We start from the raw sequence: 26,178 nt of genomic DNA on the forward strand, positions 1-26,178 counted from the left end.
CAAAGATACCGCCGCGCCTCCCCCGCCGTGCGTACCCAGCGTTATGAAACCCGCCCTCATCTTCGACATGGACGGCGTGCTCGTCGACAACACGGCCGCCCACGCCCGCTCCTTCCAGCTCCTGTTCCGCGACCTCGGCCTGACCACCAACGCCCTGCGCCTGCTCAAGCGCCTCAACGGCATGCCCGCCGCCGAGATTCTCACCCACGTTTTCCGCCACCCCGTGCCCCTCAAGCAGCGCGAGGCCTACGTGGCCCAGCGCGAATTCCTCTACCGGGTGCTGTTCTGGCACAAGCGGCGCGAGGTGGCCGGCCTCACGGCGTTTCTGAAGGCGGCGCGGGCGGCCGGGCACCCCATCGGGTTGGGCACGGGCTCGGGCGAGGAGGCCATTTGTTACATCGTGGACCACTTGGGCCTGCGCCCCTACTTCGACGTGATTGTGGGCGAGGCCGACGTGAAGCACGGCAAGCCCCACCCCGATACCTGGCTGGTAACGGCCCGCCAGCTCGGCATGGCCCCCGAGCACTGCATCGTGTTTGAGGATGGCGTGCTGGGCGAGCAGGCCGCCTACCGCGCCGGCATGCGTTGCATCGGCGTAGCCACCACCCTCAAGGCAGCTGACTTTCAGGCCCCGCTCACCGTCATCAACGACTTCACCACCCTCACCCCCGCCCGGCTACTGGAGTTGCTTCAACAGCAGCCCGAAGTGCCCAGGCCGCAGAAGCGGCGCGGCTAAACGGGCTTACATAGCCAACTGCGCAGCACGAAGCCGTTTACAAGCTGGAGCACTTGAGAAGGCCCTACTCCACCTTCAGCGTCCGGGCCACGCGCTGCTCGCCGGCCCGCACCTGCACCCGATACAGGCCGGGGGCGCGGCCCAGCAGCGGCACTTCGGCCGTGCCACCGGCGGCGGTCAGGCTCACGGGCTGTTCAAACACGGTGGTGCCCTGGCCATCGGTCAGCGTCACGGTGGCCGTATCCGCGCCCGGCACCGCCGGCACCTGCACCGTGGCCCGGATATGCGCCGGGTTGGGGTACACGCTCACGTCCATTGGCGGGGCCAGCGTCTGCGCGCCGGCCGCCGGCCCCCACAGTTCCAGCAATACCGGCACGGCCAACAGGCCCATGCGGGGCGATAACACAATGCTTATCATAACGTTAATAGGATTGGTAAAATAACATCGGGACGGTCGGTAGCCAGCGTTGCCCCTGTTTCCCGTGGTATGCTCTATAGTGAAGTCATAATCGGTCTGCTCATCTACCTCGCTCGTTCCTCAATAATCGCCGCCACTCCGCCCCTCCTACTCAAAAACCAGCGTCATCGTTGGCTCATTCCCCATAAAAAAGCCCCCCTTCCAACGGAAGAGGGGCTTCAAAATTGTATAGCAGAACAGGAATTACCCCGCCGCCAGCGCCTCGGCACCACCCACGATTTCGAGAATCTCGGTCGTGATGGCCGCCTGACGCGTGCGGTTGTAGGTCAGCTTGAGGGCCTTGAGCAGTTCACCGGCATTGTCGGTGGCTTTGTCCATGGCCGTCATGCGGGCGCCGTGTTCCGAAGCGTTGCTTTCCAGCACCGCCTTGTAGAGCTGAATCTTGATGGATTGCGGAATCAGCGTCTGCACGATTTCGGCCTTCGAAGGCTCGAACAGGTAGTCCACGTTGGCCTCCGGCGTGGCCGTGGCGGGCGCGGCCTCCTGCACCAGCGGCAGCAGCAGCTGCGTGCGGATAATCTGCGTGGCCACGTTGCGGAATTCGTTGTAGACCATCACCACCTCGTCATAAGTGCCGTTGCGGAAACCGTCCATTGCCACTTCCGCTGCCGCCCGCACCGTCTCAAACGAGAGCTTGGCGAAAACGTGGGTATAGTCGCCGACGATGTTGCCCTTGCGGGTGTAATAGTCGTGCGCCTTCTTGCCAATGGCCATCACCGAGATGTTGGCCGCTGGCAGGCTCCCGTAGCGCGAAGCAATGGCCGCGTTCACGCCCTTGAACACGTTCGTGTTGAAGGCACCCGCCAGACCACGGTCCGAGGTGATGGCAATAACTAGCACCTTGCGTACCTCGCGGGCCACGCCGTAGTCGCTCACGATGTCATCGTCGGCGTTGCGGGTCAGGTTGGTCAGGATGGCATTCAAACGCTGGGCGTAAGGCCGCATCCGCACGATGTTGTCCTGGGCCCGACGCAGCTTGGCCGCCGCCACCATTTTCATGGCTTTGGTAATCTGCTGCGTGCTGCTCACCGACTGAATGCGGTTGCGGACTTCTTTTAAGCTTGCCATTTAAACTTGTTGTCAGTTGTTGGTTGTCAGTTGTCAGGTGGTCGTCAGTCATTAGCCGGAGCTAACACCTGACAACCGATAACTGACAACTTACTTCACAGCGTAGTTCGCCGAAACGTCCTTGGCTACCTCGCGGATGGCCTTGGTGCCGGCGTCCTCCAACTTGCCGGCTTTTAGGGCCTTCAGCACGTCGGGGTAGCGCGAGTTCATTACCTGGCCAAACTCCTTCTCGAACTCGCGCACACGGTTCACTGGCACGGTGTCGAGGAGGCCGTTGGTGGCGGCGTAGATGATGGCCACTTGGTCCTCCACCTTCACGGGCGAGTACTGGGGTTGCTTCAGAATCTCCAGGTTGCGACGGCCGCGCTCAATGGTGAGCTTGGTCGAGGCGTCGAGGTCGGAGCCGAACTTGGCGAAGGCTTCCAGCTCGCGGAACTGGGCCTGGTCGAGTTTCAGCGTACCGGCCACTTTCTTCATCGACTTAATCTGGGCGTTACCACCCACGCGCGACACCGAGATACCCACGTTGATGGCCGGACGCACGCCCGAGTTGAACAGGTTGGTCTCGAGGAAAATCTGGCCATCCGTAATCGAAATCACATTGGTCGGGATGTAGGCCGATACGTCACCGGCCTGCGTCTCAATCAGGGGTAAAGCCGTCAGCGAGCCGCCACCCTTCACCAAGTGCTTGATGCTCTCGGGCAGGTCGTTCATGTTCTTCGCAATCTCGTCCGAAGCATTGATTTTAGCGGCCCGCTCCAGCAAACGGCTGTGCAGGTAGAACACGTCGCCGGGGTACGCCTCGCGGCCCGGAGGACGACGGAGCAGCAGCGACACCTCGCGGTAAGCCACGGCCTGCTTCGACAAGTCATCATAAACCACGAGGGCGGGACGACCCGTATCGCGGAAGAATTCACCAATAGCCGCACCCGTGAAAGGCGCATAGAACTGCAGCGGAGCCGGGTCGGAAGCCGAGGCCGACACCACCACGGTGTAGTCCATGGCGCCGCCCTTGGTGAGGGCCTGCACCACCTGGGCTACCGTGGAAGCCTTCTGGCCGATGGCCACGTAGATGCAGAATACCGGCTTGCCGGCCTCGAAGAATTCGCGCTGGTTGATGATGGTATCGATGGCCACGGCCGACTTACCGGTCTGGCGGTCACCGATAATCAGCTCACGCTGACCACGGCCAATCGGAATCATCGCGTCAATCGACTTGATGCCGGTTTGCATCGGCTCGGTTACGGGCTGGCGGAAGATTACGCCGGGAGCCTTGCGCTCCAGAGGCATCTCGTACAGCTCGCCCGTGATGGGACCACGGCCGTCGATGGGCTGGCCCAGCGTATTCACCACGCGGCCCACAATACCCTCGCCCACCTTGATGGAGGCGATTTTCTTGGTGCGTTTCACCGTAGCGCCTTCCCGGATGGCCGAGTAGTCGCCCAGCATCACGGCACCCACGTTGTCTTCTTCCAGGTTGAGCACGAGGGCCTGGAGGCCGTTTTCGAACTCAATCAGTTCGCCCGCCTGGGCTTTGCTCAGGCCGTAGATGCGGGCCACGCCGTCGCCAACCTGCAACACGGTGCCAACTTCTTCCAGCTCGGCTTCGGACTTGAAATTGGACAGTTGCTGCCGCAGGATTGCGGAGACTTCATCCGGACGTACTTCTGCCATTTGGGGGGGGAATAAGGTATAGGGAACGAGGGATACGGGATGGGAACAGAGGAAATGTGTCCCCCATCCCAACTGCCCTATACCCTACAGTTGTGGTTGATAAGAATTTTCTTGCAGCGACGTGCGCAGCTTGCGAAGGCTGGTCCGCACGGAATCGTCAATTTGATTGTCGCCCACCCGCAGCACGAAGCCGCCGATGAGCTCGGGGTCCACCTTCTCGGTGAGCTGTACCTCGGTAAGGCCAGTTTCCCGCGTCACCAGCGCCTGCATTTCGGCGCGGGCGGTCGGCGTGAGCGGCGTGGCCGACGTTACTTGGGCCGACTGAATACCTTGCAACACATTGTATTGCGCCAGAAACTCCGGCCCAATACCTTCGATGGCCGACTCGCGGTTTTTATCGGTGAGGATGGTGAAGAAGCGCAACGTCATGTCCGACACTTTGCCTTCGAAAATGGCCTTCAGGATGGCCAGCTTCTTGTCGTGCTTCACAATCGGGTTGCGCAGCAACAGGCGCAGCTCGCGGCTATCGGCCATGGTCTTGCTCAGCAGGTCCATGTCCGCTTTCACTGCGTCCAGGGTACCCATCTCTTGGCCCAAGTCGAGGAGCGACTTGGCGTAGCGGGCCGCTACTCGTTGGTCAGCCATATTTTGTAGTGGTTAACGATTAATGGTTAAGGATTAATTTCTGCGGTGCAATGGCTAGCGCATGTGCCCTAACCATTGACCGTTAATCATTAACCGTTAATTCAATTTTACGTCTTTCAGGTAGGAATCGACCAGTTGCGTTTGGGCAGCGGGGTCGGCGAGCTCGCGGCGCAGGATGCGCTCGGCAATGTCGAGCGAGAGCTTGGCGGCGGTGTTTTTCACTTCGGCCAGGGCCGCGTTCTTCTCCTGTTGGATGGCTTCGCGGGCTTGCTGGATGATGGTGTTGGCTTCGGCAGTGGCGCGGGCTTTTTCGGTGTCGCGGAACTGGTTGGCCATAACGGCGGCTTCCTGCATCATGCGGTCGCGCTCGAGGCGGGCATCGGTCAGCAACTTCTCGTTGCCGGCTTTCAGCTGCTGCATCTCGATTTTGGCCTGGTCGGCCATGCGCAGCGCGCCTTCGATGTTGTCTTCACGCTCCTTGAGGGCGAGCAGAATCGGCTTCCAGGCAAATTTTCCCAGCAGGAACAAGACCAGCAGGAAGATAACCAGTTGCCAGAAAATCAGGCCGAGTTCAGGGGATAAAAAAGCTGGCAGCATTGCGATTGTTTTTTAGAAAAAGTCAACTAATCGGATAACAGATTAGGAGCAGGTAAGCCCGCCGCGCCAACTGCGTATTGCAGCAGCGGGCGGCGGGCTTCCAACTACTTCCGGGCCCGAAGCCCGGCCCGTGACTAAACGAGTTTCGTCCAGATAAGCACGCAGACTACGACTGCGAACAGGCCCAGACCTTCAATCAGAGCGGCGGCGATAATCATGGCCGTCTGGATTTTGCCCGAAGCTTCCGGCTGACGGCCGATAGCATCCATGGCGCTGCCGCCGATGCGGCCGATGCCCAGGCCCACGCCCAAAGCAACCAGACCGGCACCGATACCGGCACCCATTACTGCCAGACCGGGACCGTAGTTAGCTGCCATGGCAACTGCTTGCAAAAACAAAGAGAGTAACATAAAAATTGGAAAAAGGGGAAAAAGAAAAAGTTCGTCAGTCCCGTAGCGGGGAGGGGGGGATTGCCACGGTCTGGCCGAAACAGCCAGTTGGCGGGCGGCTAGCGCCCGGCCGAATTAAGTCAGATTAGTGGGCGACGTGGGTCGAGGCCGAGCCGTCGTCGTAGCCCATTTGCAGGTCGGCATCGTGGTGGTCTTCCACGGCGCCGCCGATGTACATCGAGGTCAGCAGCGTGAAAATGAAGGCCTGCAGCAGGGCTACCAGCAATTCGAGCACGTTGATGAACAGACCGAAAGCCAAGGTCACCGGGGCTACGGCCCACGATTTGAAGATGAACACCAAGCTGATAAAGCTCAATACCACGATGTGGCCCGCCGTGATGTTGGCGAACAGACGAATCATGAGTGAGAAGGGCTTGGTGAAAATGCCAATTACTTCCACGATAATCATGATAGGCAACAGCGGTTTGGGCACGCCGGGCGTGGCGAAAATGTGCGCCCAATAGTACTTGTTGCTCGAAGCCAGGGTGATAACCAGGGTCATCAGGGCCAGTACCATGGTCACGGCGATGTTGCCGGAGAGGTTGGCCGCGCCGGGCGTGAGGCCCAGCAGGTTGTTGAACCAGATGAAGAAGAACACGGTGAGCAGGTACGGCATGTAGCGCTCGTACTTGGGGCCGATGTTTTTCTTGGCTACTTCGTCGCGGATGAAAACGATGATGGGCTCGAAGAACGACTGGATGCCTTTGGGAGCGCGGCCGTGGTTCTTCTTGTAGCCGCTGGCTACAAGAGTGAACACGACGAGCATCAGGATGGCGCTGCCGATGAGGCCGGCCACGTTTTTGGTGATGGAGAAGTCGTAGAGCTTGCTGCCGTCGGTGCTCACGAGCCTTTCGTGGTCGAGCTTCAGGCCGTCGTACTCCTTGCCGCTGGCTTCGCCTTCGCCGTTGGAAATTTTCTCAGAGGAGAACACCGAAACGCCCTTACCGGGACGGTAGGCGATGATGGGCAGGTAGGTGGTGAAGTTGCCGGTATCGGTGGCCAGCCAATGCCACTCGTGCGAATCGCCGATGTGGTGCAAAATCATTTCACCGGGATTGAAGCCTTCGGCCTTTGCGCCCTCGGCAGCGGGTTCGTTAGCAAAAACGGACAGAGAGACGAAGCAAAGGAGAATCGAGAGTAAACGCTTCATTCAAAGTTAATTAATGACTGATTCCGGGCTAACGCATTATCATTGCGCTACTTGCTTTCCTGAAATCGGCCGCAAGTTACTCAAAGTAGCCCAGATTTCAAACCCAGCCCATGAAAAGTACAGGATGAAGAAGGCTCCGAGGAAGGTCCAGATGCCCCGCGGCTCGCGGGCAATGCCGTCCGCCAGCAGCCACGTTACGAGGCCCAGCGACACCAGCAGCCGCACCGTCATGCCGATGAGGTAGCCCATGCCGAGGTTATCGGGCGAGCGGGCCACGAGCCGCGCCGTGAGGGTGTAGGCGAAGTAAGTGAGCGCGGCCATGACGGCGAAAATGAGCCCGGTGCGCGGGTGTATCACGGCCGTTCCGTAGAGGCGTTGCAGCACGTAGATGGGCAGGCCCAGCGCGGTGGTGAAGATTAGGAATTGGCGCAGGAAACGGGGCATAGAGTATAGTAGAAGTTTCGGCTGCGCCTTACAGCGACTCTTTGGTGAGGCTGCGGATAACCTGAAATACGGCCAGAAACACGCCCAATAGCAGCAGTCCGATGGTGAGCCAGGGCGAGGTATGAAAACGCCCATCGAGCCAGGTGCCCAGCCAGGCGCTGCCGCCGATGATGGCCAGCATCTGGAAGGCCAGGCCGGAGTACTTCATGACGGCCTGCAGGCGATTGTTGCCGGTGGGCTGGGGGTCAGTGGGCGTGGGCATCGGCGGGATGGGAAAGACGGTTGACAAAGTTACGGCGCGGGCGGGGCTACGTTTGCCCGGGGAAAAACGTAATTTTACCCGTGCGGCTTCGTTATCTGACAGAGCCGTCGAACATTTCCGGCTGCTTTGGGCGTTCCGGCTGCTCCGGGCCGTCCTTTCCTTCGCTTTGACTTTGACACATTATTCGCTGACATATCGCTGGGCCGCGCTGCTCACCTTCCTGCTGGGAATGGGGGCGGCGGGCTGCGCATCGGACAAAAACCTGGTGGCCCACGCCTTCAACAACGTGGCCGCCCGCGACAACGCCTACTTTCTGGCCCGCGTGAAGCTGCAAGAGGCCGAGGACAAGCTATACGCCGCCCGCGTGAACGACTATAACCAGACGCTGCCGCTGTTCCCGACTTTGGACAGCGCCAGCGTGAAGGCCAACCGGGCCGATATGACTGACATCATCAAAAAGGCCTCGATGCCGATTCAGAACCGGCCGGGCTCGGACTGGACTGATGATGCCTATGTGCTGGTAGGCTGGGCGCGGTTTTACCAGATGCAGTTTGATGACGCGGCCCAGACGTTCAAGTATGTGAACTCGACCAGCAAGGACGCTAATGCCAAGCATGAGGCGCTGATTGGGCTGATGCGGACGTTTGTGGCGCAGGGCGAGCTGGAAAGCGCTAAAGCGGTGTCGGACCTGCTGGACAAAGAGGAAGGGCTGCCGCAGGATGCCCGCCAACTGTTTCTGACGCGGGCCGACTATTACATCCGCACGGAGGAGCCGGCGAAGGCCATTCCGCAGCTGGAAAAGGCTATTCCGCTGATTGAGTTCAAGAACGAGCGGTCGCGTACGCGCTACATTCTGGCGCAGCTTTATCAGGATGCGGGCGAGAACAAGAAGGCCTACGAGCAACTCGACCAGATTATCGCCCGCAACCCGCCGTACGAGCTGGACTTTCAGGCCAAGCTGATGCTGCCGCAGGTATCGGACCTGAGCCCGGCCGACCGCGTGAAGCTGAACAAGAACTTCGCCGCCCTGCTGAAGGACCCGAAGAACAAGGACTACCGCGACAAAATATACTACGAGATGGCGCGGCTGAATTACCGCGAAAAGAACTACCCCGAGGCGCTGAAGCTGCTGCGCCAGTCCGTCAAAGCCACGACGACCAACCGCCTGCAGAAGAGCTACACCTACCTGCTGGCCGGCCGCATCTACTACGAGAACCTGCAGAAGTACCGCCTCGCGGCGGCGTACTACGACAGCACGGTGCAGAACCTGAATAAGGAAGCCAAAACATATGCTACCATCAAGGAGCGCAGTGGTATTCTGAAGGATTTTGCCAAGCAGTACACCATTATTGAAACGCAGGACAGCCTACAGGCCTTAGCCAAGCTGGCCCCTGATGCGCTGAATCAACAGCTCAATACTTATGCCGAGGCTGAGCTGGCGGCTAAAAAAGTAGCCGCCGACCGCCTCGCGGCGCAGCAGAAGAAGCAAGCGGCCGCCGCCGAGTTTGCCAGCCGCACCACCTCCAGCAGCAGTGACCTGGGCAACAACCTGCCCGGCGGCGCGCCCAGCCCCGACCCGCTGTCATTCGACCCCACGGCGGTGGCCTCGGGGGCACAGTGGTACTTCGACAACCCAACTACGCTGGGCACGGCCCGCGCGGACTTTATCCGCAAATGGCAGGACCGGCCGTTGCAGGATAACTGGCGCACCAGCCGGGCGAGCAGCAGCAGTTCGCCCAATACGGTTGCCAATGGCAGCGTCCCGTTGTCGATGACCGGCAATGACAATACGCGGGTAAATAGCGGCCGGGCCGATTCGGCCGCCGTGGTCGCCGCCGCCAATCCCAACGCGGCCAAGGATGCCCTGCTGGCGCAGTACCGCAAGGATATTCCCACCACGCCCGCCCAGCTGGCGGCTTCTGACAGGCAGGTGGAAGGGGCGCTGTACGAGCTGGGCGGCATCTACAAAGAGCAATTGAAGGAGCGCGAAAAGGGCTTCGAAACCTACGAAAAGCAGGTGACCCGTTACGAGCGCGGCGAGCATGCCCCCGATGCCTACTACCTGCTGTACCTCTACTACAAAGACAAGCCCGACGCGGTGAAAACGGCGCAGTACGCGGCGGCGCTGCAACGCGAGTTTCCGCAGTCGCTTTACGCCAAGCTGATTGCCGACCCGCTGTACCGGGAGCACGAATTGGCCCTGCACAACGCCGTGGCCAGCCGCGTCGATTCGGCCTTTACCTACTACAAAAACCAGGAATTCCGCAAGGCCACGGCCGTGCTGGCGCGCACCGAGCAGCAATATCCCAAGAGTGACCTCAGCGACCGGGTAGCCTACCTGAAAACCCTGTTGGTGATTCGGACCCAACCGCCGCTTACGGCCCGTTCCTCAGTGGAGAAGTTCTATAAGGACTTCCCAGAAAGCCCGCTGGTGCCGCAGGCTCAGGCGTTGGCCGCTACCTACCAGAAGAAAGACGACGGCCAGATTGCCGGCGCACTGGCTTCTACTGAAAAGCCCGTGGTGTCCATCTTCCGCCCCGGCGAAATCGATAACCGGTTGCGTATTGTGTACCGGGAGGGCGACAGTCCGGCCAAATTATTGGGGCCAACTACCCCGGCCGCGCCGGTGCCGGGTGCGAAATCGGAACTAACGGCTCCGGCTGGCGCAGCGGGCTCGGCAGTGCCAGCCGCAAAAGATGCTCCGACGGCTACCCCGGCTAACAATTCGGTTCCCGCGCTCACACCGGGCGGGGCACCCGTTGCGGCCCTTCCGGTGCGTAAGGGCCGGCCTACCCGTAAGCAGTTAGCCGATGAAGCAGCGGCGAAAAAGGCTGCGGCCGCCGCCGCACCAGTTACTTCAACTACGGGCGCGTTGCCAGTTGCTGCTGGTAGCAGCCCCACTACTCCCCCACCTGCGCCCGGTACCGCGCCCGTCACTACTGCGGCCATCAACAATACGCCGGCCGCCACCACTCCCGCAACGGCCGCCCCGGTTCGCAAAGGCCGGCCCACTCGCAAGCAACTGGCGGATGAGGCCGCCGCCAAAGCTGCAGCCGCTAAAGCCGCTGCTGCTGCTGGTGCTACTCCTGGTACTACGGCAGCTGCGCCTAGTGCCACCGCTCCTGCGCCGGGCACCACGGCTGCTACAACTTCCGCCACGGCAGCCACGACCACGGCCGGAGCCAGCACGGCTTCTTCGGCCCCAGCCGTGGCGTACACCACCCAGCTAAATAGTCCGCACACGGTGGTACTGGTGTTTCCGAAAGACTCACCCGCTATCACGGGGCTGGCGGCTCAACTGAGCACCTACAACAGCCGCTTCTTCAAAGCCAATAACCTGACCGTAGAATCCCTGACGCTGGGAGCCGACCAGGAGCTGGTGGTCGTGAAAACACTGCCCTGGGCCAAAGTGGCCCAGAGCTACGCCACTAAGCTGCGCGGGCCGCAGTCGCCGCTGGCCAAGCTGCGCGGGGCGGGCTACCAAACCTTGGTAATTAGCCCCGAAAACCTAGCATTGCTCCAGAGCAGCGGCGATTTGGCTGGGTATTTGAGCTTCTATCAGCGTGCTTACAAGTAGCCGTTTGTCGTGCTGAATAATGCTTTAGAGCCTCCGGCGCGGCCGGGGGCTTTATTTTTGCTGAATAATTCCGTTTTTGATTCCCATGCCCACTTCCCCCCCTGCTCGCCGTCCCAAGCCCCAGCCTCTGAAACCGGCCCGTTCGGGGCGGTTTACGGCGTTTGTGCGCACCATGTGGCTGTTGTTTGGTGTGGGCGTAGTGGGCCTGGCGCTGTTTGTGCTAGCCGTGAGCGGCAACTTCCTGAACCTGTTCGGACGCATGCCCAACCTCAAAAGTCTCGAAAACCCGCGCTCGGAGCTGGCCTCCGAAATTTATTCGGCCGATGGCGTGCTGCTGGGCAAGTATTTCCGCGAGAACCGCACGCCGGTCGATTTCAAGGACCTCCCGCAGAACCTGATTGACGCCCTCATCGCCACCGAGGACGTACGCTTCGAGCAGCATTCGGGCATCGATGCCAAGAGCGTGATGCGGGCCGTGACCGGCGTGCTTACCTTCTCGCACAATGGCGGCGGCTCTACGCTCACGCAGCAGGTGGCCAAGGTGCTGTTCCGCACTCGGGGCGACCTCAACGACGGCACCCTGAACGGCACCGGCAAGCTGGGCCTGCTCATAACGAAGACGAAAGAATGGATTCTGGCCATCCGGCTGGAGCGCAACTACACGAAGCGCGAAATCATCCGGATGTACTTCAACACCGTGGAGTACGGCTCCAACGCCTTCGGCATCAACACGGCGGCCAAGACGTTCTTCAATAAGTCGCCCAAAAACCTGACCACGCCCGAGGCCGCCACCCTGGTGGGCATTGTGAACGCGCCCGGTCGCTTCAGCCCCGTGGTACACGCCGACCGCTCGCGCAAGCGCCGCAACTGGGTGCTGCGCCAGATGGCCAAGTCGAACTACATCACCACCGCCGAGCTGGCCCAGGATACCGCCAAGGCCATTGTGCTACATTACTCCGTGGAGAACCCCAGCAAGGGCCTGGCCCCCTATTTCCGGGCCGAGGTGGTGAAGTCGCTCATCAGCTGGGCCAAAGAAACCGACCACGACCTGTACGCCGACGGCCTGAAAATCTATACCACCATCGACTCGCGGATGCAGCAGTACGCCGAGAAGTCGCTGGCCGAGCACATGACGCTGCAACAGAAGTGGTTTTCGCAGCACTGGAAAGGCCAGCTGCCCTGGCGCGATGAGAACGGCAAAATCATCCCCAATTTCCTGGTGAATTCCATGCGCCGCACCCAGCGCTACAAGTCGCTGATGGCCCAGTACGACGGCAACCGCGACTCGGTGAACTACTACCTGCACCACAAATACAAGATGCCGGTCTTCACCTGGCAGGGCGAAAAGGAGATGCTGATGTCGCCCTACGACTCGCTCGAATACTACAAGCGCTACCTCCAGGCCGGCTTCATGGCCATGAACCCCCTCAATGGGCAGATTAAAGCCTGGGTGGGCGGCCCCAACTACAAGTTCTTCAAGTTCGACCACGTTCGCCAGGGCAAGCGCCAGCCGGGCTCCACGTTCAAGCCCATCGTGTACGCGGCGGCCATCGACCAGGGCTACTCACCCTGCTACCCGCGCCCCGACATCGCCACCACCTTCCCGGCCGTGGCCGGCCGCGCCGCCTACACGCCCCACAACTTCGAGGGCAACTTCTCGGGCCGCACCTTCACGCTGCGGCAGGCCCTGGCCCGCTCCATGAACTCCATCACGGCCTGGCTGGTGATGAAGCTCGGCCCCGAAACCATCGCCACCTACGCCAAGCGCCTTGGCATCACCTCGCCCGTCGATGCCGTGCCCTCCATGGGCTTCGGCACTTCCGATTGCAGCATTTTTGAGCTGTGCGGCGTGTATTCCACCTTCGTGAACAAGGGCGTACATACCACCCCCATCATGGTCACCCGCATCGAGGACAAGAACGGCAACGTGCTGCGCGAGTTCGTGCCCCAGACCAAGGAAGTGCTCAGCGAAGAAACGGCTTTCATCATGACCAACATGCTGCAAGCCAGCACCACCGAGCCCGGCGGCACCAGCACCATCCTGCACACCGGCTTCAAGTTCCCGTATGAAATCGGGGCCAAAACCGGCACCACCAGCAACTACTCCGATGCCTGGTTCATGGGCATCACCCCCGACCTGGTGTGCGGCATGTGGGTGGGCGGCGAAGACCGCAGCATCCACTTCCGTACCGGCACCTACGGCCAGGGCGCGCGCGAGGCCCTGCCGCTCTATGGCCTCTTCATGCAGAAGGTGTACAAGGACAAGAGCATCGGCATCAACACCGGTCCCTTCCCCAAGCCCGCCGCCCCGCTCAGCATCGAAATCGACTGCTCGCGCTACTACGGCGGCCAGCGCGACACCATCCCCGCCGACCAGAAAATGCAGGTGCCCGACGCCGGCGACCTGGACGACAAGGACATCTAATCGTTGGTAAAAATCCTTCCAGTTTGCCCTTTTTCGAAAATGACCGGCGACTTTTGCCGGTCATTTTTTGTTATTTCCGTACGCTGAATTGCTGGCCTTTTCCTTGCCGCAACCCTCCGCCGAATCCGTCTAACTCTGCGCTATGGCCGCCAACCCCGAACTGCAAGCCCAAATCACCGCCCTGCCCCACAAGCCCGGCGTGTACAAGTATTTCGACGACGAGGGCATCATCTACGTGGGCAAAGCCATCGACCTGCGCAAGCGGGTGAGCAGCTACTTCACCAAAAATGACCACAACAAGAAAACCCAGACGCTGGTCCGCAACATCAAGCGCCTGGAGTTTACCATTGTTGATTCTGAGTCCGATGCCTTCCTACTCGAAAACAACCTCATCAAGCAGCACCAGCCCAAGTACAACATCCTGCTGAAGGACGGCAAAACCTACCCCTTCCTCTGCCTCACCAACGAGCGGTTCCCCCGCCTCATCCCCACCCGCAACAAGATTAACGACGGCTCGCGCTACTATGGCCCCTACGCCAATGGCACCGCCCTCAACGTGCTCCTGGAGCTCATCCGCGCCCTCTACCCCCTGCGCACCTGCAACTACAACCTAAGCGTGGCCAACGTCGAGGCCGGCAAGTTCAAGCCCTGCTTGGAGCTGCAAATCGGCAACTGCAACGCCCCCTGCGTGGCGAAGGAAGACGAGGCCACCTACAACGCCTATATCCAGCAAATCCGCAACATCCTCAACGGCGACCTGCGCATCCCCAAACAGTATTTCCGCGAGCGTATGAGCGCCGCCGCTCAGGACATGCAGTACGAGCTGGCTCACCAGTTCAAGGTTAAGCTCGATAAACTCGAAGCCTTCCAAGCGAAGTCCACCATCGTGAGCGATACGCTCACCAACATCGACGTCTTCGCCATCGCCAGCAACGAGAAATCGGGCTTTATCACCTATTTGAAGGTGATGAACGGCAGCATCATCCTCACCCAATCCCTCGAAGTCACTAAAAAGCTCGACGAGGAGGATGCCGAGATTCTCGCCCCGCTCATCATGCAGCTGCGTCAGGAGTTCGAAAGCGAGTCGAAGGAAATCCTCACCAATGTAGCCGTTGAGCTGCCCCTGCCCGGCGTGAACCTCGCCGTTCCCCAAATTGGCGACAAGCGCAAGCTCCTCGAACTGGCCATTAAAAACGTGCTTTACGCCCGCAAGGAGAAGGAAAGCATGAACGAGAAGAGCAAGGACAGCAACGAAGTGCGCATCATGGAAACCATCAAAAAGGACCTGCGCCTCACCGAGCTTCCCAAACACATCGAGTGCTTCGACAACTCCAACTTCCAGGGCGATAACCCGGTGGCCGCCATGGTCTGCTTCCGCAACTCCAAGCCCAGCAAGCGCGACTATCGCCACTACCACATCAAAACCGTCATCGGCCCCAACGACTTCGATTCCATGTACGAAGTCGTCTCCCGCCGTTACCGCCGCTTAGTAGATGAAGGGGCCAGCCTCCCGCAATTAGTCATCGTCGACGGCGGCAAAGGCCAGCTCAGCATGGCCGTCAAAGCCCTGAAAGACCTCAACCTCTGGGGCCAGATTGCCATCATCGGCATCGCCAAGCGCCTCGAAGAAATCTACGTCCCCAACGACCCGCTCCCCATCTACATCGACAAGCGGAGCGAGTCCCTGCGCCTCTTCCAGCGCATGCGCGACGAAGTCCACCGCTTTGGCATCACCTTCCACCGCTCCCTGCGCGACGCCGGCACCCTCAAAACCGAGCTCACCGACGTCAAAGGCCTCGGCCCCGTCACCGCCGAAAAGCTCCTCAACAAGTTCAAGTCCGTCAAGAAAATCCGCGAGCTCACTGAACCGGAGTTAGTAGCCGAAGTGGGCAAAGCCAAAGCCAGAATCCTCCAAGCCTACTTCGCCGAAAACGAAGCCCCCTCTCACCCCATGCCTCCCCGCCAACTTCCCACCGCCCAATCGTAAAAAGCAAAAGCCCCCCGCATCTCTGCGGGGGGCTTTTTAGTCGACTACAAAATCCATGTACTCCGCTTAAATCCGAGCGAAACAAAGTTCGTCATAGCCAATCCGTGGCCTAGAAAGACCACAGGTTGTATTCGTACTCTATCAGGTCAGCGGCCGTCTGCTGAGCCGCCAGGATGCCTTGCTGGGCACCACCGTAGATGTCATCCAAACGGCTGTCGCCAGCGTTCGACACCTTGGTGATATAGGAGTTGAACAACCACAACTCAAACGCGTCAGCAAGGTTCTTGTGTTGCGCATCGTTCTCGGCATTGAACCAGATGGCATTCTGCGGATTGTTGCGGAATACCTTCACCAAATCGCTGTACTTGAAGTAGCCAATGGGCTTTTCAATCCCCGAAGTGTTGGCGGGCAAAGTCGAAGGAACAAAAAGACCAATGGACTTAATGTCGTGATACATCCGCGACCGTTTCTTGTCGAAAATCATGTCCTCCTTCAATTCCATCTCATACAGGTCCTTGTACCGGTATTCGTTGGCTGGCGGGGCTGGCGGAGCTACCGGGGCAACCGCTACGGTTTCGTAAATGGTCTTGCCCTTCTTATCCTTCATCGGCTTACCGTTGGCCCCAATCTTGGGCTGACGAACGGTCTTTGCACCAGTGGTTTTCTTTTTAGGAGCACCCCAGTCATCACCGCCACCGCCCAAGTCAGACTGGCTGAAACCAGCCGCCTTCTCTTCGTCGCTCAATTTCACTGCCTCATCGGCATATGACATATTCGACGATATTTCCTGCGGGTTGAGCGTAGAGGTCAGCGAATCATTTTTGTATGCCTGCAATTCACCCCGCTTCACCGCCTCCAGAATTACCCGGCTGATTTCTTTGCCTTCAGAAAACATCGGCTTGTTCTGCTTCTCGCGCAGGTCTACCTGCCGCCAGATGCTCTTGCGGAACATTTGGTCCGACGGCGGAATCGGCCGGTGCGAACCGGTGCTGCTCGCCGTAGTGGCTTGCTCCTGGGCCGAAACCGACAGGGAAAGCGACAGGCCCGCCGCGACAGCGGCCAAGGTGTGAATGGATTTCATAACGGGAAAAAGCAAATTGATTGTAAGATAGTTCGCTAACGTAACTACAGCGTAGATATTATAGCAGCGGGATATTGAACTGTTTCGAAACGCTTACCGGCTCCACGTTACCTTGGAAGGTTTGGCGCTGTACTTCTTTCACTTCGATGTACAGACGGTCGCCGTCGCGGTAGGCATTCACCACATCGCTCAGGTCAGCCTGCGGGCCGGATACCGTCTTCGTCTGCAAAGCAGGACGACGGCCACGGACCAGCGTCACCTCGTAGCGCGACACGCGGAACTTCGCATCATCGGGCAGGAAGGTGGCAAAACCAGCATCTGGGATAGCGCGCAAGTTCAGCGAGCGCACAGCCGTACCGGGGGTACCCTGCTTCTCGTTGGCCTGACGGCCGCCCACCCAGCACTCAATGGTAGGTTTAGGAATGGGGCGCACCTGGAACGTCTGCGAGCCAATGGCATTGCCACCGCTGCTCACGTTCAGGGTTACCTCTTTCGAGTTCGGAATCAGCGTTACATCACCAACCTTAGCACCCTGAATGGCCGAAGCACCCGAAGCCGAGAAGCTAGGCTTATACTGAGCACCAAGCGCGGGTACCGAAACGTTCAGCTTGTTGCCGCACTTGAAGTACAGCGCCTGCACCGAAGCCGACTGAATCTGCATCACCGGCTTGGTGATGGTGTAAGGCACTTTCACCACGAAAGTAGTGTCGCGGCCATTCTGGTTGAATTTAATCCGACCTTCCCACGAAGCCTTGGCATTGCCAGAAGCATCAAAGCCGCCTGGACGAGCCGTGAATTCAACCTTACCATGGCCATCGGGGCCCACTGCCAGCGGGCCACCGTTCAGCGTCATTTTCTGCTGAAGACCGGTAGCCGAAGCAGTCAGGAACAACTCTGCTTTGTACTTAGTGCCAGCAGCCACCGTGTTCGACTCAGCGCTAGCGAAAGCACCAATTTTGTCGAACGAAATGATGGTTGCCCCTACTTTTTTAGCCTGCTCCGACAGCGCATCAGCTTCCAGCTTCAGCACAGCTGTTTCCTTTTGCGACAGCACTGCCAGGGCAGCTACCAAAGGCGTATTCTCAAAGTTCAGCTCAGCAAAGTCCTTGTTGCGCTGCTCCATGGTCGTATGCTCCTTGGAATTGATAATCCGCGAATCTTCTTTGCCGTCCAGTGCCAGCGGAGTCGCGTTCGGCACGTAGGTTTTAATGAAGGCCGAGTAATTATTCAACTCTGCCTTCAACGGATAAGCCAATCCATTCTTTTTGCCGCCCAACATGATTGGCATCACTTTGTTATTGGCATCAGGGTCTTTAAAGTCGGGCGCACCCTTCACGTTGCCCGTGCCAGCGATGAGTTTGTCGCGAACATCCTGCAAATAGGCAATCATTGCCTTCGTCTTGGTCCGAATTTCTTCGCTTTGCTTCAACACCGTCACATCGCTGGCGAGGTTGTGGTTCTTATCCACAGCAGCCTGAATACCTTTTACAGTATTATCTGCCGCCATGTTCGTTTTGCCATTGACGTCAATCAAGCTGTCGTCGATGAACTTGAACTTCAGCAGAATCGCTGAGTTCACTTGGAGCGCCAGAAGAGCGGTCAGCACGAGGTACATCATGCCAATCATCTTCTGCCGCGGGGTTTCTTTTCCGCCTGCCATTATCTGTTTCCGCTAAAATTGGATGAGAACTATCTGATGCGCTAGTTGGTGCTTAGGCCTGAGCCGGGGCACGCATGGCGTTCAGCATGTTACCGTACACCCGGTTCAGCGAAGTCAGGTTGCCCGTCAGGTCGGCTACTTGCTTCTGGAACTGCTCGGTGTCTTTGCCGGCCTGCGTCATGTTCTCCATGGCGTGGCTGAGCGTACCGTAGAACTGGTTCATGGATTTCAGGTGCGTGTTGGCATCCTGCAATTCCATTTCGTACACGGCATTCAGCGCGCCCAGGTTCTTGGTCACGTTCTGTACCTGCATGTGGTACTCTTTGGCATCTGAAGTGGCATTCGACATGGCCGAAATAGCTTCTACCGTATTACCGTAAGCCACGTTGATTTTGTCGAGCGAATCAGCAGCCGAGCGTACTTTTTTGGTGTACTCGTCGGTCACGTTAGCAGCCTCGCCCAGTTGCGACATCTGCGAAGTGGTGGTGCTGAGGCGGTTCAGGCCCTGGCCCAAGCTAGTGAGGGCTTCCGGCGTTACGTTAGCATTTTTCAGCATATCGTCCAGCTTCATTGTCAGGCCTTTGGCATCGCTGGCACCACCTACCTGGCGGCCGCTGGTCGAAGGGTCGTAGCCGTCATTCAGCTCGGGGTAAACCAGTGCCCAATCATGCTCGTGAGCTACTGGCTGGAAAGCACTCAAAGCGAAAATAACGGCTTCAGTACCCAGGCCCACAATCAACATCTGGTCAGCACCAGCCCAGTGCTCAATTTTAAACAATGCACCGACAATTACAACTGCTGCACCGAGGCCATAGATTTTGGGCATCAGCGTGTCATAGAGAAAACTTTTAGCTGCCATGAGGATAAACGATTGAAAGGGGTTGAAGTAAGGTGTTAGAAGGGGGAGGGTGGTTAAAATATGGCGTCAGCCGTTTGAAAATTTTAGTTAAGGGAACTGTTCGTGCCCATCCCGATTTGAATCATTGAACACCGGAAACCGATGTAAGAACGAGCCGAATCCTGGTATTCGAAGTTGCGGGTACCGGTTTCGAGGAAGTAAGCAATGTCTTTCCACGAACCACCACGCACTACTTTGCGGGGCTCGTTGTCGTCCGGGTTTGTCGGGTTCAAGTCCCAAACCACCGGTACCGAAGCCTCCATGTAAGCATCATCGCACCACTCCGCCACGTTGCCGGCCATGTCATACAGGCCAAAATCATTGGGGAAGAATGAGCCAACCTCAGAAGTATAGGCGAAGCCATCGGAAGCGTAATCGCCACGGCCAGGCTTGAAGTTAGCAAGCATGCAGCCCTTGCTGTTGCGCAGGTAAGGACCACCCCAGGGGTAGGTAGCCAAATCGCGGCCGCCACGGGCGGCATACTCCCATTCAGCCTCGGAGGGCAGACGGAAGTTCGGGTCGTTGGCGGAACCGGTTTCTTCGCGGGCAGCATTGCGGAACTTGGTGCGCCAGTTGCAGAAATATTTGGCAGCAAACCAATCAACCCCAACTACCGGATAGTCGTCAAATGCAGGGTGCGTGTAATAATACTCCAGCAGCGGGTCACCCATGTGGTAGGTGAAGTCGCGCACCCATACCGTGGTATCGGGGTAGAGCTCGGTCATCACGTACTCTTCGCCCAAGACATCCAAAGAGTCCTGTTTGATGGCATCGACGAACTGGCGGTACTCGTTGTTGGTAATCTCCGTTTCGTCCATGTAGAAGCCGGCGATAGTCACCTGCTTGTTCATGTTCACCATTGAAGCAGAAATGTCCTGGTCGGTCTGGCCCATGTGAAACGTGCCTCCTGGGCAGGGTACCATTCCGAATGGCACTTCCTGAGGATTGAAGAATGGACGGTCTTCGGAGCCAACCAGGTCACCCGTAGGGCCTTTGCCAAATCCACACCCGCCTAATAATGCCCCGGAAATAGCGAAAAGGGATATTGCTAGAAGCTTGTTCATGAGAGTTAGAAATTCTGTTTAATTGCCGATACCGCTAAAGTACATTTGGATGGGCAGGCAAATCTACACTTTTTTAGGTCGCGGTGCAATACCTGCCTTTCGTAAAAGGCGACCAAATTGAGGGTAAACACGCTGAATAGCGTAAATAACTCGGTTAATCCGTTTTATTCTTTGCGAGGCCGACTAAAATTTATCCTAACTGAATAGGATAATGCTCATCCTGAGTACAAGATAAGAAAATAGGAAAATTAGAAGCTATAACGAGGCGTGCGAATGGCTGGCCGGGTATTAATCGTCGCTTTGGGCAAGCGGTAGGAGAGCATAATTTCGTGCGAGCTGAATGCCCGGGCATCCTGGTTAAAAGCAATGAAGTCAAACGCATAGCCCAGACGCACGGCGTTATCCTTTGCAAAGCTTAGGCCAACAAGTCCCGAAACGGATTCCTCGGTGCGATAGTTGGCACCAATCCAATACTTATCATCAATGGTGGCACGAACGCCACCTTCGAAAGAGTAGTTCTTAGAGTTGTTAAATTTGCTGGAGCTGGAAAAATCGCCCGGCAGTACCGCTTTGGCTAGTACCATGGGAGTTACGACAACGGAAGAGGAAGCCTCAATATTGTAGCCAGCCGTGAAGTAGGCATGATTTTCCGCGATGTATTTGCTGGGAGTGCCAGCGGTGCCCGCGCTTTTAAAGGAGTACTCCGAGCGCAGCAGGTTATTGACACTGAGGCCAGCATAGAACTTTGGCGCCTCATACCAGATACCGGCACCGGCATCGAACTTGCTGTCGGAAGCGCCACTGGGCACGTTCACGTCATTCGCATCGATGGCAATATAGGTACCTTTACTCAGGTAAGTATAGATACCCTGAATGCCGAAGCCCAACTTGCCGGAGCCCAGCTTGACGTGCTGCGAGTAGGAAAGGGCCGTATTGGTCATTTTCGACTGGCCTACTTGGTCGTAGTACACGGCCAGGCCAACCCCGCCGTTGAGCGCCAGAACGGGCAGCGAAACCGTAATCATACCCGTGCGTGGCGAACCGTTGTTGCCGTCGAAGGTACCGTTGTAGTTGTAATACTGATAACGGCCGATGAGGTTGACTTCTCCCTGACCTTTAATACCGGCATAGGCCGGGTTTAAATACATGCCATTCAAGCCGTAATGCGTGAACTGGGGCTGCTGTTGGGCAAGCGCCGAGCCAGCTGCAGCCGTGAGCAGCAGAGTAACGAGTAACGTTCCTTTCATAAGGCGGGGTGGTGATGGTGAAGGAGAGAGAGGTGGATGTGCGAGAAAGTGCGGGGTGGGCACGATGTAGAAGAACAGCTTCCAAATGTAAGGGAAAAACCGTCTCTAAAAAACTTGGGCAAAAAAAACCGGCGCAATGGTGGGTTGCGCCGGTTCTCAGTTGCTTACAGGAAGGATACGTTGGGTCAGCCCTTTCAAGCATTGGCCTTTCCGACGTCAGTTTGGGCATGCCGCCGAATGTAGGCTTCGATGGCCCCGGTCATGGACGGCGCGTTGGGATGGGGCGCTTCGATGTCGAGAATAAGACCCGCGTCGATGACGGCTTTAGCCGTAGTCGGACCAAAGGCGGCAATGCGGGTACCGTCCTGAACGAAATCGGGGAAGTTGATGAACAGCGAGCTGATGCCGGAAGGGCTGAAAAACGCAATGCAGTCGTACTTCACGTCCGAGAGGTCGGAGAGGTCGCTGGCAACGGTTCGGTAGATAACGGCCTCCGAAAACTTGAGGCTGTTGGCGCGCATGAAAACCGGCAGGTCATCCTTGCGGATGTCGGAGCAGGGATATAAGAACTTCTCGCCTTTGTGCTTCTTGATGACGTCGAACAAATCGGCCGCGGTACGCTCGCCGACGAACAGCTTGCGCTTGCGCAGCACGATGTACTTCTGGAGGTAATTGGCGGTCTGTTCAGAAATACAGAAGTATTTCATTTCTGCCGGCATTTCCAGCTTGGCTTCCTGACAAATGCGGAAGAAGTGGTCGACGGCATTCCGGCTCGTAAAGATTACGGCCGTGTACTCCAGAATATTGACTTTATCGCGGCGGAAATCCTTATAGGATACGGGCTGCACATCAATAAACTCCCGAAAATCCACTTGAATGCCGTATTTCTCGGCAATGGAAAAGTAGGGGGAAACGTCGGTGGTGGGCTTGGGCTGGGTAACCAGAATGCTGCTTATGCGCTTGGCATGCCGGCCTGTGCCCGGCTTATCTGCACTATCGGCCATACAGGAAGGAAAGGGTAATGCTTAGGACAATAAGAGAAATGAATGGGTCTGAACGAAGCTGCCGGATGAGGACAATCAATACGTAAAAACAATAAGTTTAAGTAAAACCAGCAAAGGCAGTACTTCAGTAGCACAAAGATAGGCAAACAAATGTAGATTCAGGAGGGAGGCGTGGTGGTGCAGGGTATGGGCCACCCGCAGCACCGCGCCGACCAGCAAAACGCCAATGGCCGCACTAGCGGCCCAAGCCACGGGATGGGGCCAGTTGCCGTTGAGACTGAGGTAGAGCAGCAGTACCAGCGGCAGAAACAAACCGGCCAACAAGGTGGTGCGCAGAAACTCGCGGTACTGAATGTCGGCCAGTGGCTCTAGGCCAAAAATAAAGCCCATGATTTTGACGTATAGGTACTTGCCAAAAACGAAGGTGGTGATAACGGCCGTATAGAGCAGCACCCGGGCCACGATGGCCGTTTCGGGAACATCGAAGAAGCGGCGGAGCAGGGGGAGGTTTTGCAGGTCAGTATGGATGGCGGTGAGCAGCAGCGCAAACGACAGGGCAAAGAGCAGAACCAGTAATAGGTTGAGCAGCGAGAAGGCCGGCTTGGTCAGGAAAGCCTGCTGGTCGCTGTTGCGGCCAAATAGCTCATCAAGCTGAAAGATACGCGCCATACCGGGCTGATAGGTGGTGCGAACAGCCCCGTAGGACAGGCCCAAGACGAGGAGAAAGCCCAAGTAAACGTTCTGGCCCTGGGGACCGGGCAGGCGGGGCTGGGCCTGGCCGGTGCTGGCTTTGGCCGACGGGCTGGCACCGGCAGGGATGCTGCTCACGCCCGAGAACGAAGCCAGTACTGGGGAACCATCGGGCTGCCACACGGCGAGCAGGTGTTTGCTGGAAGGGAGGTTGGGTGGCAGCAGCCGGGCCAGGTCGAGCGAATAGTTCCCAGCCGTGCGGGCCGTAAATATTAGTTGATTATCAACAAACAAGCTCAGGCCGCGCTGGGCGGCGAAGGAGAGCGGGAAGGGTTGCGTGTGGCTGACGCGCACCCACTGGTAGTAGGCGTGGGCCGGCTGGTGATAGCCGGGCAGGTAGAAAATCAACCGGTTGCGGCCGGCGTCGTGGATGAGCCAGTCGGTGGAAAGGGATGTGGGGGAAGCGGGCGGCAACTGGTGGTACTCGCTGGCACGCACGGGTGCGGGGCGGGCTGTGCAAGCCAGCCACAGCCCAACGGCGAGCAGCCACCGCATGCGCCACAAGCCCTGGTTTTTCATTGATAAAGAACTACTAATTGGCGCTTTCGGTGGCCATCAGCTGGCGGCGGGAAATACGGCTCTGGTACACTCCGAAGAAGATGCTCAGCAGGGCAGAAAATACGGCCAGGGCGATGATAAGCACGGTGTTGCCGAGATAGGCGAACTGGATGACGGAGAGCGTGACCAGGATGTTGAGGAGGCCCAGCAGCAGCACGGTGCTGATTTGCTGAAAGCCCATGGCCAGGATGCGGTGGTGGATGTGGTTTTTATCGGGCGAGAAGGGCGACTTGCCGGCGGCCATGCGCAGCGAGAACACGCGCAGCGTATCGAACAGGGGCACAAACAGGATGCCCACGGCTACTGATGGCGACGAGGAGCCAAACGGCTGGCCTACCCGCAGGCCCATTTCGATGAACTGAATGGCCAGCACCGACACGATGAAGCCACACACGAGCGAGCCGGTGTCGCCCATGAAAATGGGGGCGCGGTGGAAGTTGTAGCGCAGGAAGCCCAGCAGGCCGCCAATGAGGCAAACGGCCACGTAGGCGTAGTTGCCATAGCTGGCACCGCCGTACTGGTAAAAATAATAACCAAATGTGCTGCAAATAATGAGCACCATGGTGCCGGCCAGGCCGTCGAGGCCGTCGATGAGATTGATGGCATTGGTGATGCCCACAATCACGAAGAAGGTGAAGGCGTAGCTGATACCTACCGGCAGCATACCGATGCCCAGAATGCCCTGGAAGCTGGTGAGACGCACGTCGGCCATTATCATCACGATGCCGGTGGCCAGGAGCTGGCCCACGAATTTTTTGGAGACGGACATGCCCACCAGGTCATCCTTCAGGCCCACAAAAAACAGGATGATGCAGCCGGCCAGCAGCTCCTTCACGCCGTTTTCGAGGGGCGCGAAGATGGTGAGGGCCGACATGAAGCCCGCAAACACGGCCACCCCGCCCAGGCGCGGCGTGAGCGACTGATGCACGGTACGGCCGTTGGGCGTATCGAGCATGTTTTTGAGGTGAGCAATGTAGATGATGGACGGCACCGCAAACAGGGACACCAGCAGCGCCCACATCCAGGACAGGCCTAGTGGAATATTGAAATGACTCATAGACAATACAGTAAGAGAACAGAGAGCAGCGCGGGCTGGCCGCCAGCGCAACGCATTTAGCTATGCAATACGCCCACCCGGTCGAGGAGCGCAATGTGGGTGAAGTTGTCGGGCACGATGGAGTCAGGCACGAAGATGAATTTCTTGTCGAAGATTTTGGGGCCGTGGTAATAGCTCACCCAATACTGGTTGTTGAGGTGCAGCAGGGCCGAATCCAGGGGCTCGATGGGCACGGCGGAGTGGGGGGGCACTTCCTCGAAAAGGTAGCGCAGGGTGGAGGTGCGGACTTTCTCGCCGTCTTCGGGCTGGCTGTAGCCGTTGGCGTTTACAATGACATTCTCCAGCGGGAAAGCATTGTGATTGAGCAAGTAAACTTGCCAGATGGGCTGACCGTCGGGCGTGACGGCATGGTCCTCGGCGGGCACTACGGCTACCGAAACGCCTTCTACGGGGTCAAAAGAAATATCTTGCTTCACGGACCGCGGACTTAACTGATTTTAACGGATTGAGACGGATTTTTTGGGGTTATCGGCCGGTATAGGGCGCGGGCACTTAATTGGTAGTAGCGGCAGCACCAAGCAGCGCCAGCAGGTGGGGCAGCAGGCGCTCCTGCACTTCCGATACGGACACTGACCGGGCGCTTCCCAACTCCTGTGCCAGAGAGGTCACGGCTTTGTCGGTGATGCCGCAGGGCACGATGTGGCCGAAGTACGAGAGGTCGGGGTTGACGTTGAGGGCGAAGCCGTGGAGCGTGACCCAGCGGCTGCACTTCACGCCGAGGGCGCAGATTTTGCGCGGGTTCGGCGCGCCTTCTTCCCAGTCGAGCCATACGCCGGTGAGGCCGGCAATGCGGCCGGCGTTCAGGCCGTAGTCGGCCAGGGTACGGATGACGGCTTCTTCCAGCACACGCAGGTACCAGTGGATATCGGGCCGGAAGTTGTCGAGGTCGAGGATGGGGTAGCCCACCAGCTGGCCGGGGCCGTGGTAGGTGATGTCGCCGCCGCGATTGATGCGGTGGAAGCTGGCTTCGTGCGCCGCGAGGGCGGCTTCGTCGAGGAGCAGGTGCTCGGGCTTGCCGCTTTTGCCTAGGGTGTAGGTGTGCGGGTGCTCGCAGAGCAGCAGGTGGTTGGGCGTGGGCTGCGGGGCCTCGCCGGAGGTTTCGGCTGCGCGGTTCCGGACTTTTATGGCCAGGGTGGCATCCATGAGCTGCTCCTGGAGCTGCCAGGTAGGCACGAAGTCGACCAGGCCCAGGCGCTGTACGTGCAGCAAGCGGTTGGGAGCGGGGTGGGCGTCGTCGGGAGCGGCGGCGTCGAGCAGTTGCGGGGGGAACTGTTCTACGAAGGAGGCCATGGGTTGGGGTTGATGAA

23 protein-coding genes are annotated in these 26,178 nt (G+C 58.4%); 4 read left to right on the forward strand and 19 right to left on the reverse strand.

All coding sequences use genetic code 11. The features are described 5' to 3' along the window. Positions 1-43: 43 nt before the first annotated feature. Positions 44-736: an HAD family hydrolase gene (locus ACVWYF_RS06565; protein ID WP_457065859.1), complete on the forward strand. Its 693-nt coding sequence runs from the start codon at positions 44-46 to the stop codon at positions 734-736. Between the two features lie 64 nt (positions 737-800). Here ACVWYF_RS06565 and ACVWYF_RS06570 read toward each other — a convergent pair whose 3' ends face one another. The 9 genes from ACVWYF_RS06570 to ACVWYF_RS06610 form a co-directional block, all read right to left on the reverse strand. After that, entirely contained in the window at positions 801-1,154 is a 354-nt protein-coding gene (locus ACVWYF_RS06570) for a T9SS type A sorting domain-containing protein (RefSeq protein WP_457065861.1), read from the reverse strand. Positions 1,155-1,397: 243 nt separating this feature from the next. After that, positions 1,398-2,282: an ATP synthase F1 subunit gamma gene (atpG, locus tag ACVWYF_RS06575; RefSeq protein WP_457065863.1), complete on the reverse strand. Its 885-nt coding sequence runs from the start codon at positions 2,280-2,282 to the stop codon at positions 1,398-1,400. A 90-nt stretch (positions 2,283-2,372) separates the two neighbouring features. Continuing rightward, positions 2,373-3,956: a F0F1 ATP synthase subunit alpha gene (atpA, locus tag ACVWYF_RS06580; RefSeq protein ID WP_457065865.1), complete on the reverse strand. Its 1,584-nt coding sequence runs from the start codon at positions 3,954-3,956 to the stop codon at positions 2,373-2,375. A gap of 84 nt (positions 3,957-4,040) precedes the next feature. Beyond that, positions 4,041-4,601: an ATP synthase F1 subunit delta gene (gene atpH / locus ACVWYF_RS06585; RefSeq protein WP_457065866.1), complete on the reverse strand. Its 561-nt coding sequence runs from the start codon at positions 4,599-4,601 to the stop codon at positions 4,041-4,043. A gap of 96 nt (positions 4,602-4,697) precedes the next feature. Next, complete coding sequence (gene atpF, locus ACVWYF_RS06590) at positions 4,698-5,198, reverse strand: F0F1 ATP synthase subunit B (RefSeq protein WP_457065868.1); 501 nt, start codon at positions 5,196-5,198, stop codon at positions 4,698-4,700. A gap of 134 nt (positions 5,199-5,332) precedes the next feature. Further along, complete coding sequence (gene atpE, locus ACVWYF_RS06595; protein ID WP_168671467.1) at positions 5,333-5,608, reverse strand: ATP synthase F0 subunit C; 276 nt, start codon at positions 5,606-5,608, stop codon at positions 5,333-5,335. Positions 5,609-5,732: 124 nt separating this feature from the next. Then, on the reverse strand, positions 5,733-6,797 hold the full coding sequence (gene atpB / locus ACVWYF_RS06600) for a F0F1 ATP synthase subunit A (RefSeq protein ID WP_457065870.1): 1,065 nt from the start codon (positions 6,795-6,797) through the stop codon (positions 5,733-5,735). Positions 6,798-6,836: 39 nt separating this feature from the next. Beyond that, entirely contained in the window at positions 6,837-7,241 is a 405-nt protein-coding gene (locus ACVWYF_RS06605) for a hypothetical protein (protein ID WP_457065872.1), read from the reverse strand. A 28-nt stretch (positions 7,242-7,269) separates the two neighbouring features. Beyond that, on the reverse strand, positions 7,270-7,503 hold the full coding sequence (locus ACVWYF_RS06610) for an AtpZ/AtpI family protein (RefSeq protein ID WP_457065874.1): 234 nt from the start codon (positions 7,501-7,503) through the stop codon (positions 7,270-7,272). Between the two features lie 172 nt (positions 7,504-7,675). Here ACVWYF_RS06610 and porW point away from each other — a divergent pair, with 172 nt between their 5' ends. From porW to uvrC, 3 genes are all read left to right on the forward strand, one after another. Then, positions 7,676-11,080, forward strand: a complete 3,405-nt coding sequence (gene porW / locus ACVWYF_RS06615; RefSeq protein WP_457065876.1) for a type IX secretion system periplasmic lipoprotein PorW/SprE — start codon at positions 7,676-7,678, stop codon at positions 11,078-11,080. An 85-nt stretch (positions 11,081-11,165) separates the two neighbouring features. Continuing rightward, on the forward strand, positions 11,166-13,505 hold the full coding sequence (locus tag ACVWYF_RS06620; protein WP_457065878.1) for a penicillin-binding protein 1A: 2,340 nt from the start codon (positions 11,166-11,168) through the stop codon (positions 13,503-13,505). A 142-nt stretch (positions 13,506-13,647) separates the two neighbouring features. Further along, a complete protein-coding gene (gene uvrC / locus ACVWYF_RS06625; RefSeq protein WP_457065880.1) occupies positions 13,648-15,492 on the forward strand; it encodes an excinuclease ABC subunit UvrC in 1,845 nt (614 codons plus the stop codon). Between the two features lie 109 nt (positions 15,493-15,601). On the opposite strand, the gene porN is transcribed toward uvrC, so the two are convergent. The 10 genes from porN to lipB all read right to left on the reverse strand — a co-directional run bounded on the left by porN (position 15,602) and on the right by lipB (position 26,161). Next, the gene (gene porN / locus ACVWYF_RS06630; RefSeq protein ID WP_457065882.1) at positions 15,602-16,573 is read right to left on the reverse strand and encodes a type IX secretion system ring subunit PorN/GldN; all 972 of its coding nucleotides are present in this window, start codon (positions 16,571-16,573) and stop codon (positions 15,602-15,604) included. Positions 16,574-16,631: 58 nt separating this feature from the next. Continuing rightward, entirely contained in the window at positions 16,632-18,233 is a 1,602-nt protein-coding gene (porM, locus tag ACVWYF_RS06635; protein WP_457065884.1) for a type IX secretion system motor protein PorM/GldM, read from the reverse strand. Between the two features lie 52 nt (positions 18,234-18,285). Further along, the gene (gene porL, locus ACVWYF_RS06640; protein WP_457065886.1) at positions 18,286-19,092 is read right to left on the reverse strand and encodes a type IX secretion system motor protein PorL/GldL; all 807 of its coding nucleotides are present in this window, start codon (positions 19,090-19,092) and stop codon (positions 18,286-18,288) included. A gap of 83 nt (positions 19,093-19,175) precedes the next feature. Beyond that, positions 19,176-20,195 carry a T9SS ring complex lipoprotein PorK/GldK gene (gene porK / locus ACVWYF_RS06645; protein ID WP_457065888.1) on the reverse strand — a complete coding sequence of 340 codons (1,020 nt, stop codon included), beginning with the start codon at positions 20,193-20,195 and terminating at the stop codon, positions 19,176-19,178. Positions 20,196-20,443: 248 nt separating this feature from the next. Next, the gene (locus tag ACVWYF_RS06650; RefSeq protein ID WP_457065890.1) at positions 20,444-21,505 is read right to left on the reverse strand and encodes a PorP/SprF family type IX secretion system membrane protein; all 1,062 of its coding nucleotides are present in this window, start codon (positions 21,503-21,505) and stop codon (positions 20,444-20,446) included. A 131-nt stretch (positions 21,506-21,636) separates the two neighbouring features. Further along, positions 21,637-22,446, reverse strand: a complete 810-nt coding sequence (locus ACVWYF_RS06655; protein WP_457065892.1) for a uroporphyrinogen-III synthase — start codon at positions 22,444-22,446, stop codon at positions 21,637-21,639. 75 nt (positions 22,447-22,521) lie between these two features. Further along, positions 22,522-23,691 carry a DUF4271 domain-containing protein gene (locus ACVWYF_RS06660; RefSeq protein WP_457065894.1) on the reverse strand — a complete coding sequence of 390 codons (1,170 nt, stop codon included), beginning with the start codon at positions 23,689-23,691 and terminating at the stop codon, positions 22,522-22,524. 37 nt (positions 23,692-23,728) lie between these two features. Next, a complete protein-coding gene (locus ACVWYF_RS06665) occupies positions 23,729-24,811 on the reverse strand; it encodes an MraY family glycosyltransferase (RefSeq protein ID WP_457065896.1) in 1,083 nt (360 codons plus the stop codon). Positions 24,812-24,867: 56 nt separating this feature from the next. Continuing rightward, complete coding sequence (locus tag ACVWYF_RS06670) at positions 24,868-25,287, reverse strand: hypothetical protein (protein ID WP_457065898.1); 420 nt, start codon at positions 25,285-25,287, stop codon at positions 24,868-24,870. A 76-nt stretch (positions 25,288-25,363) separates the two neighbouring features. After that, entirely contained in the window at positions 25,364-26,161 is a 798-nt protein-coding gene (gene lipB, locus ACVWYF_RS06675; protein ID WP_457065900.1) for a lipoyl(octanoyl) transferase LipB, read from the reverse strand. Positions 26,162-26,178 lie beyond the last annotated feature (17 nt).

It is taken from the genome of Hymenobacter sp. UYAg731 (assembly GCF_054061335.1).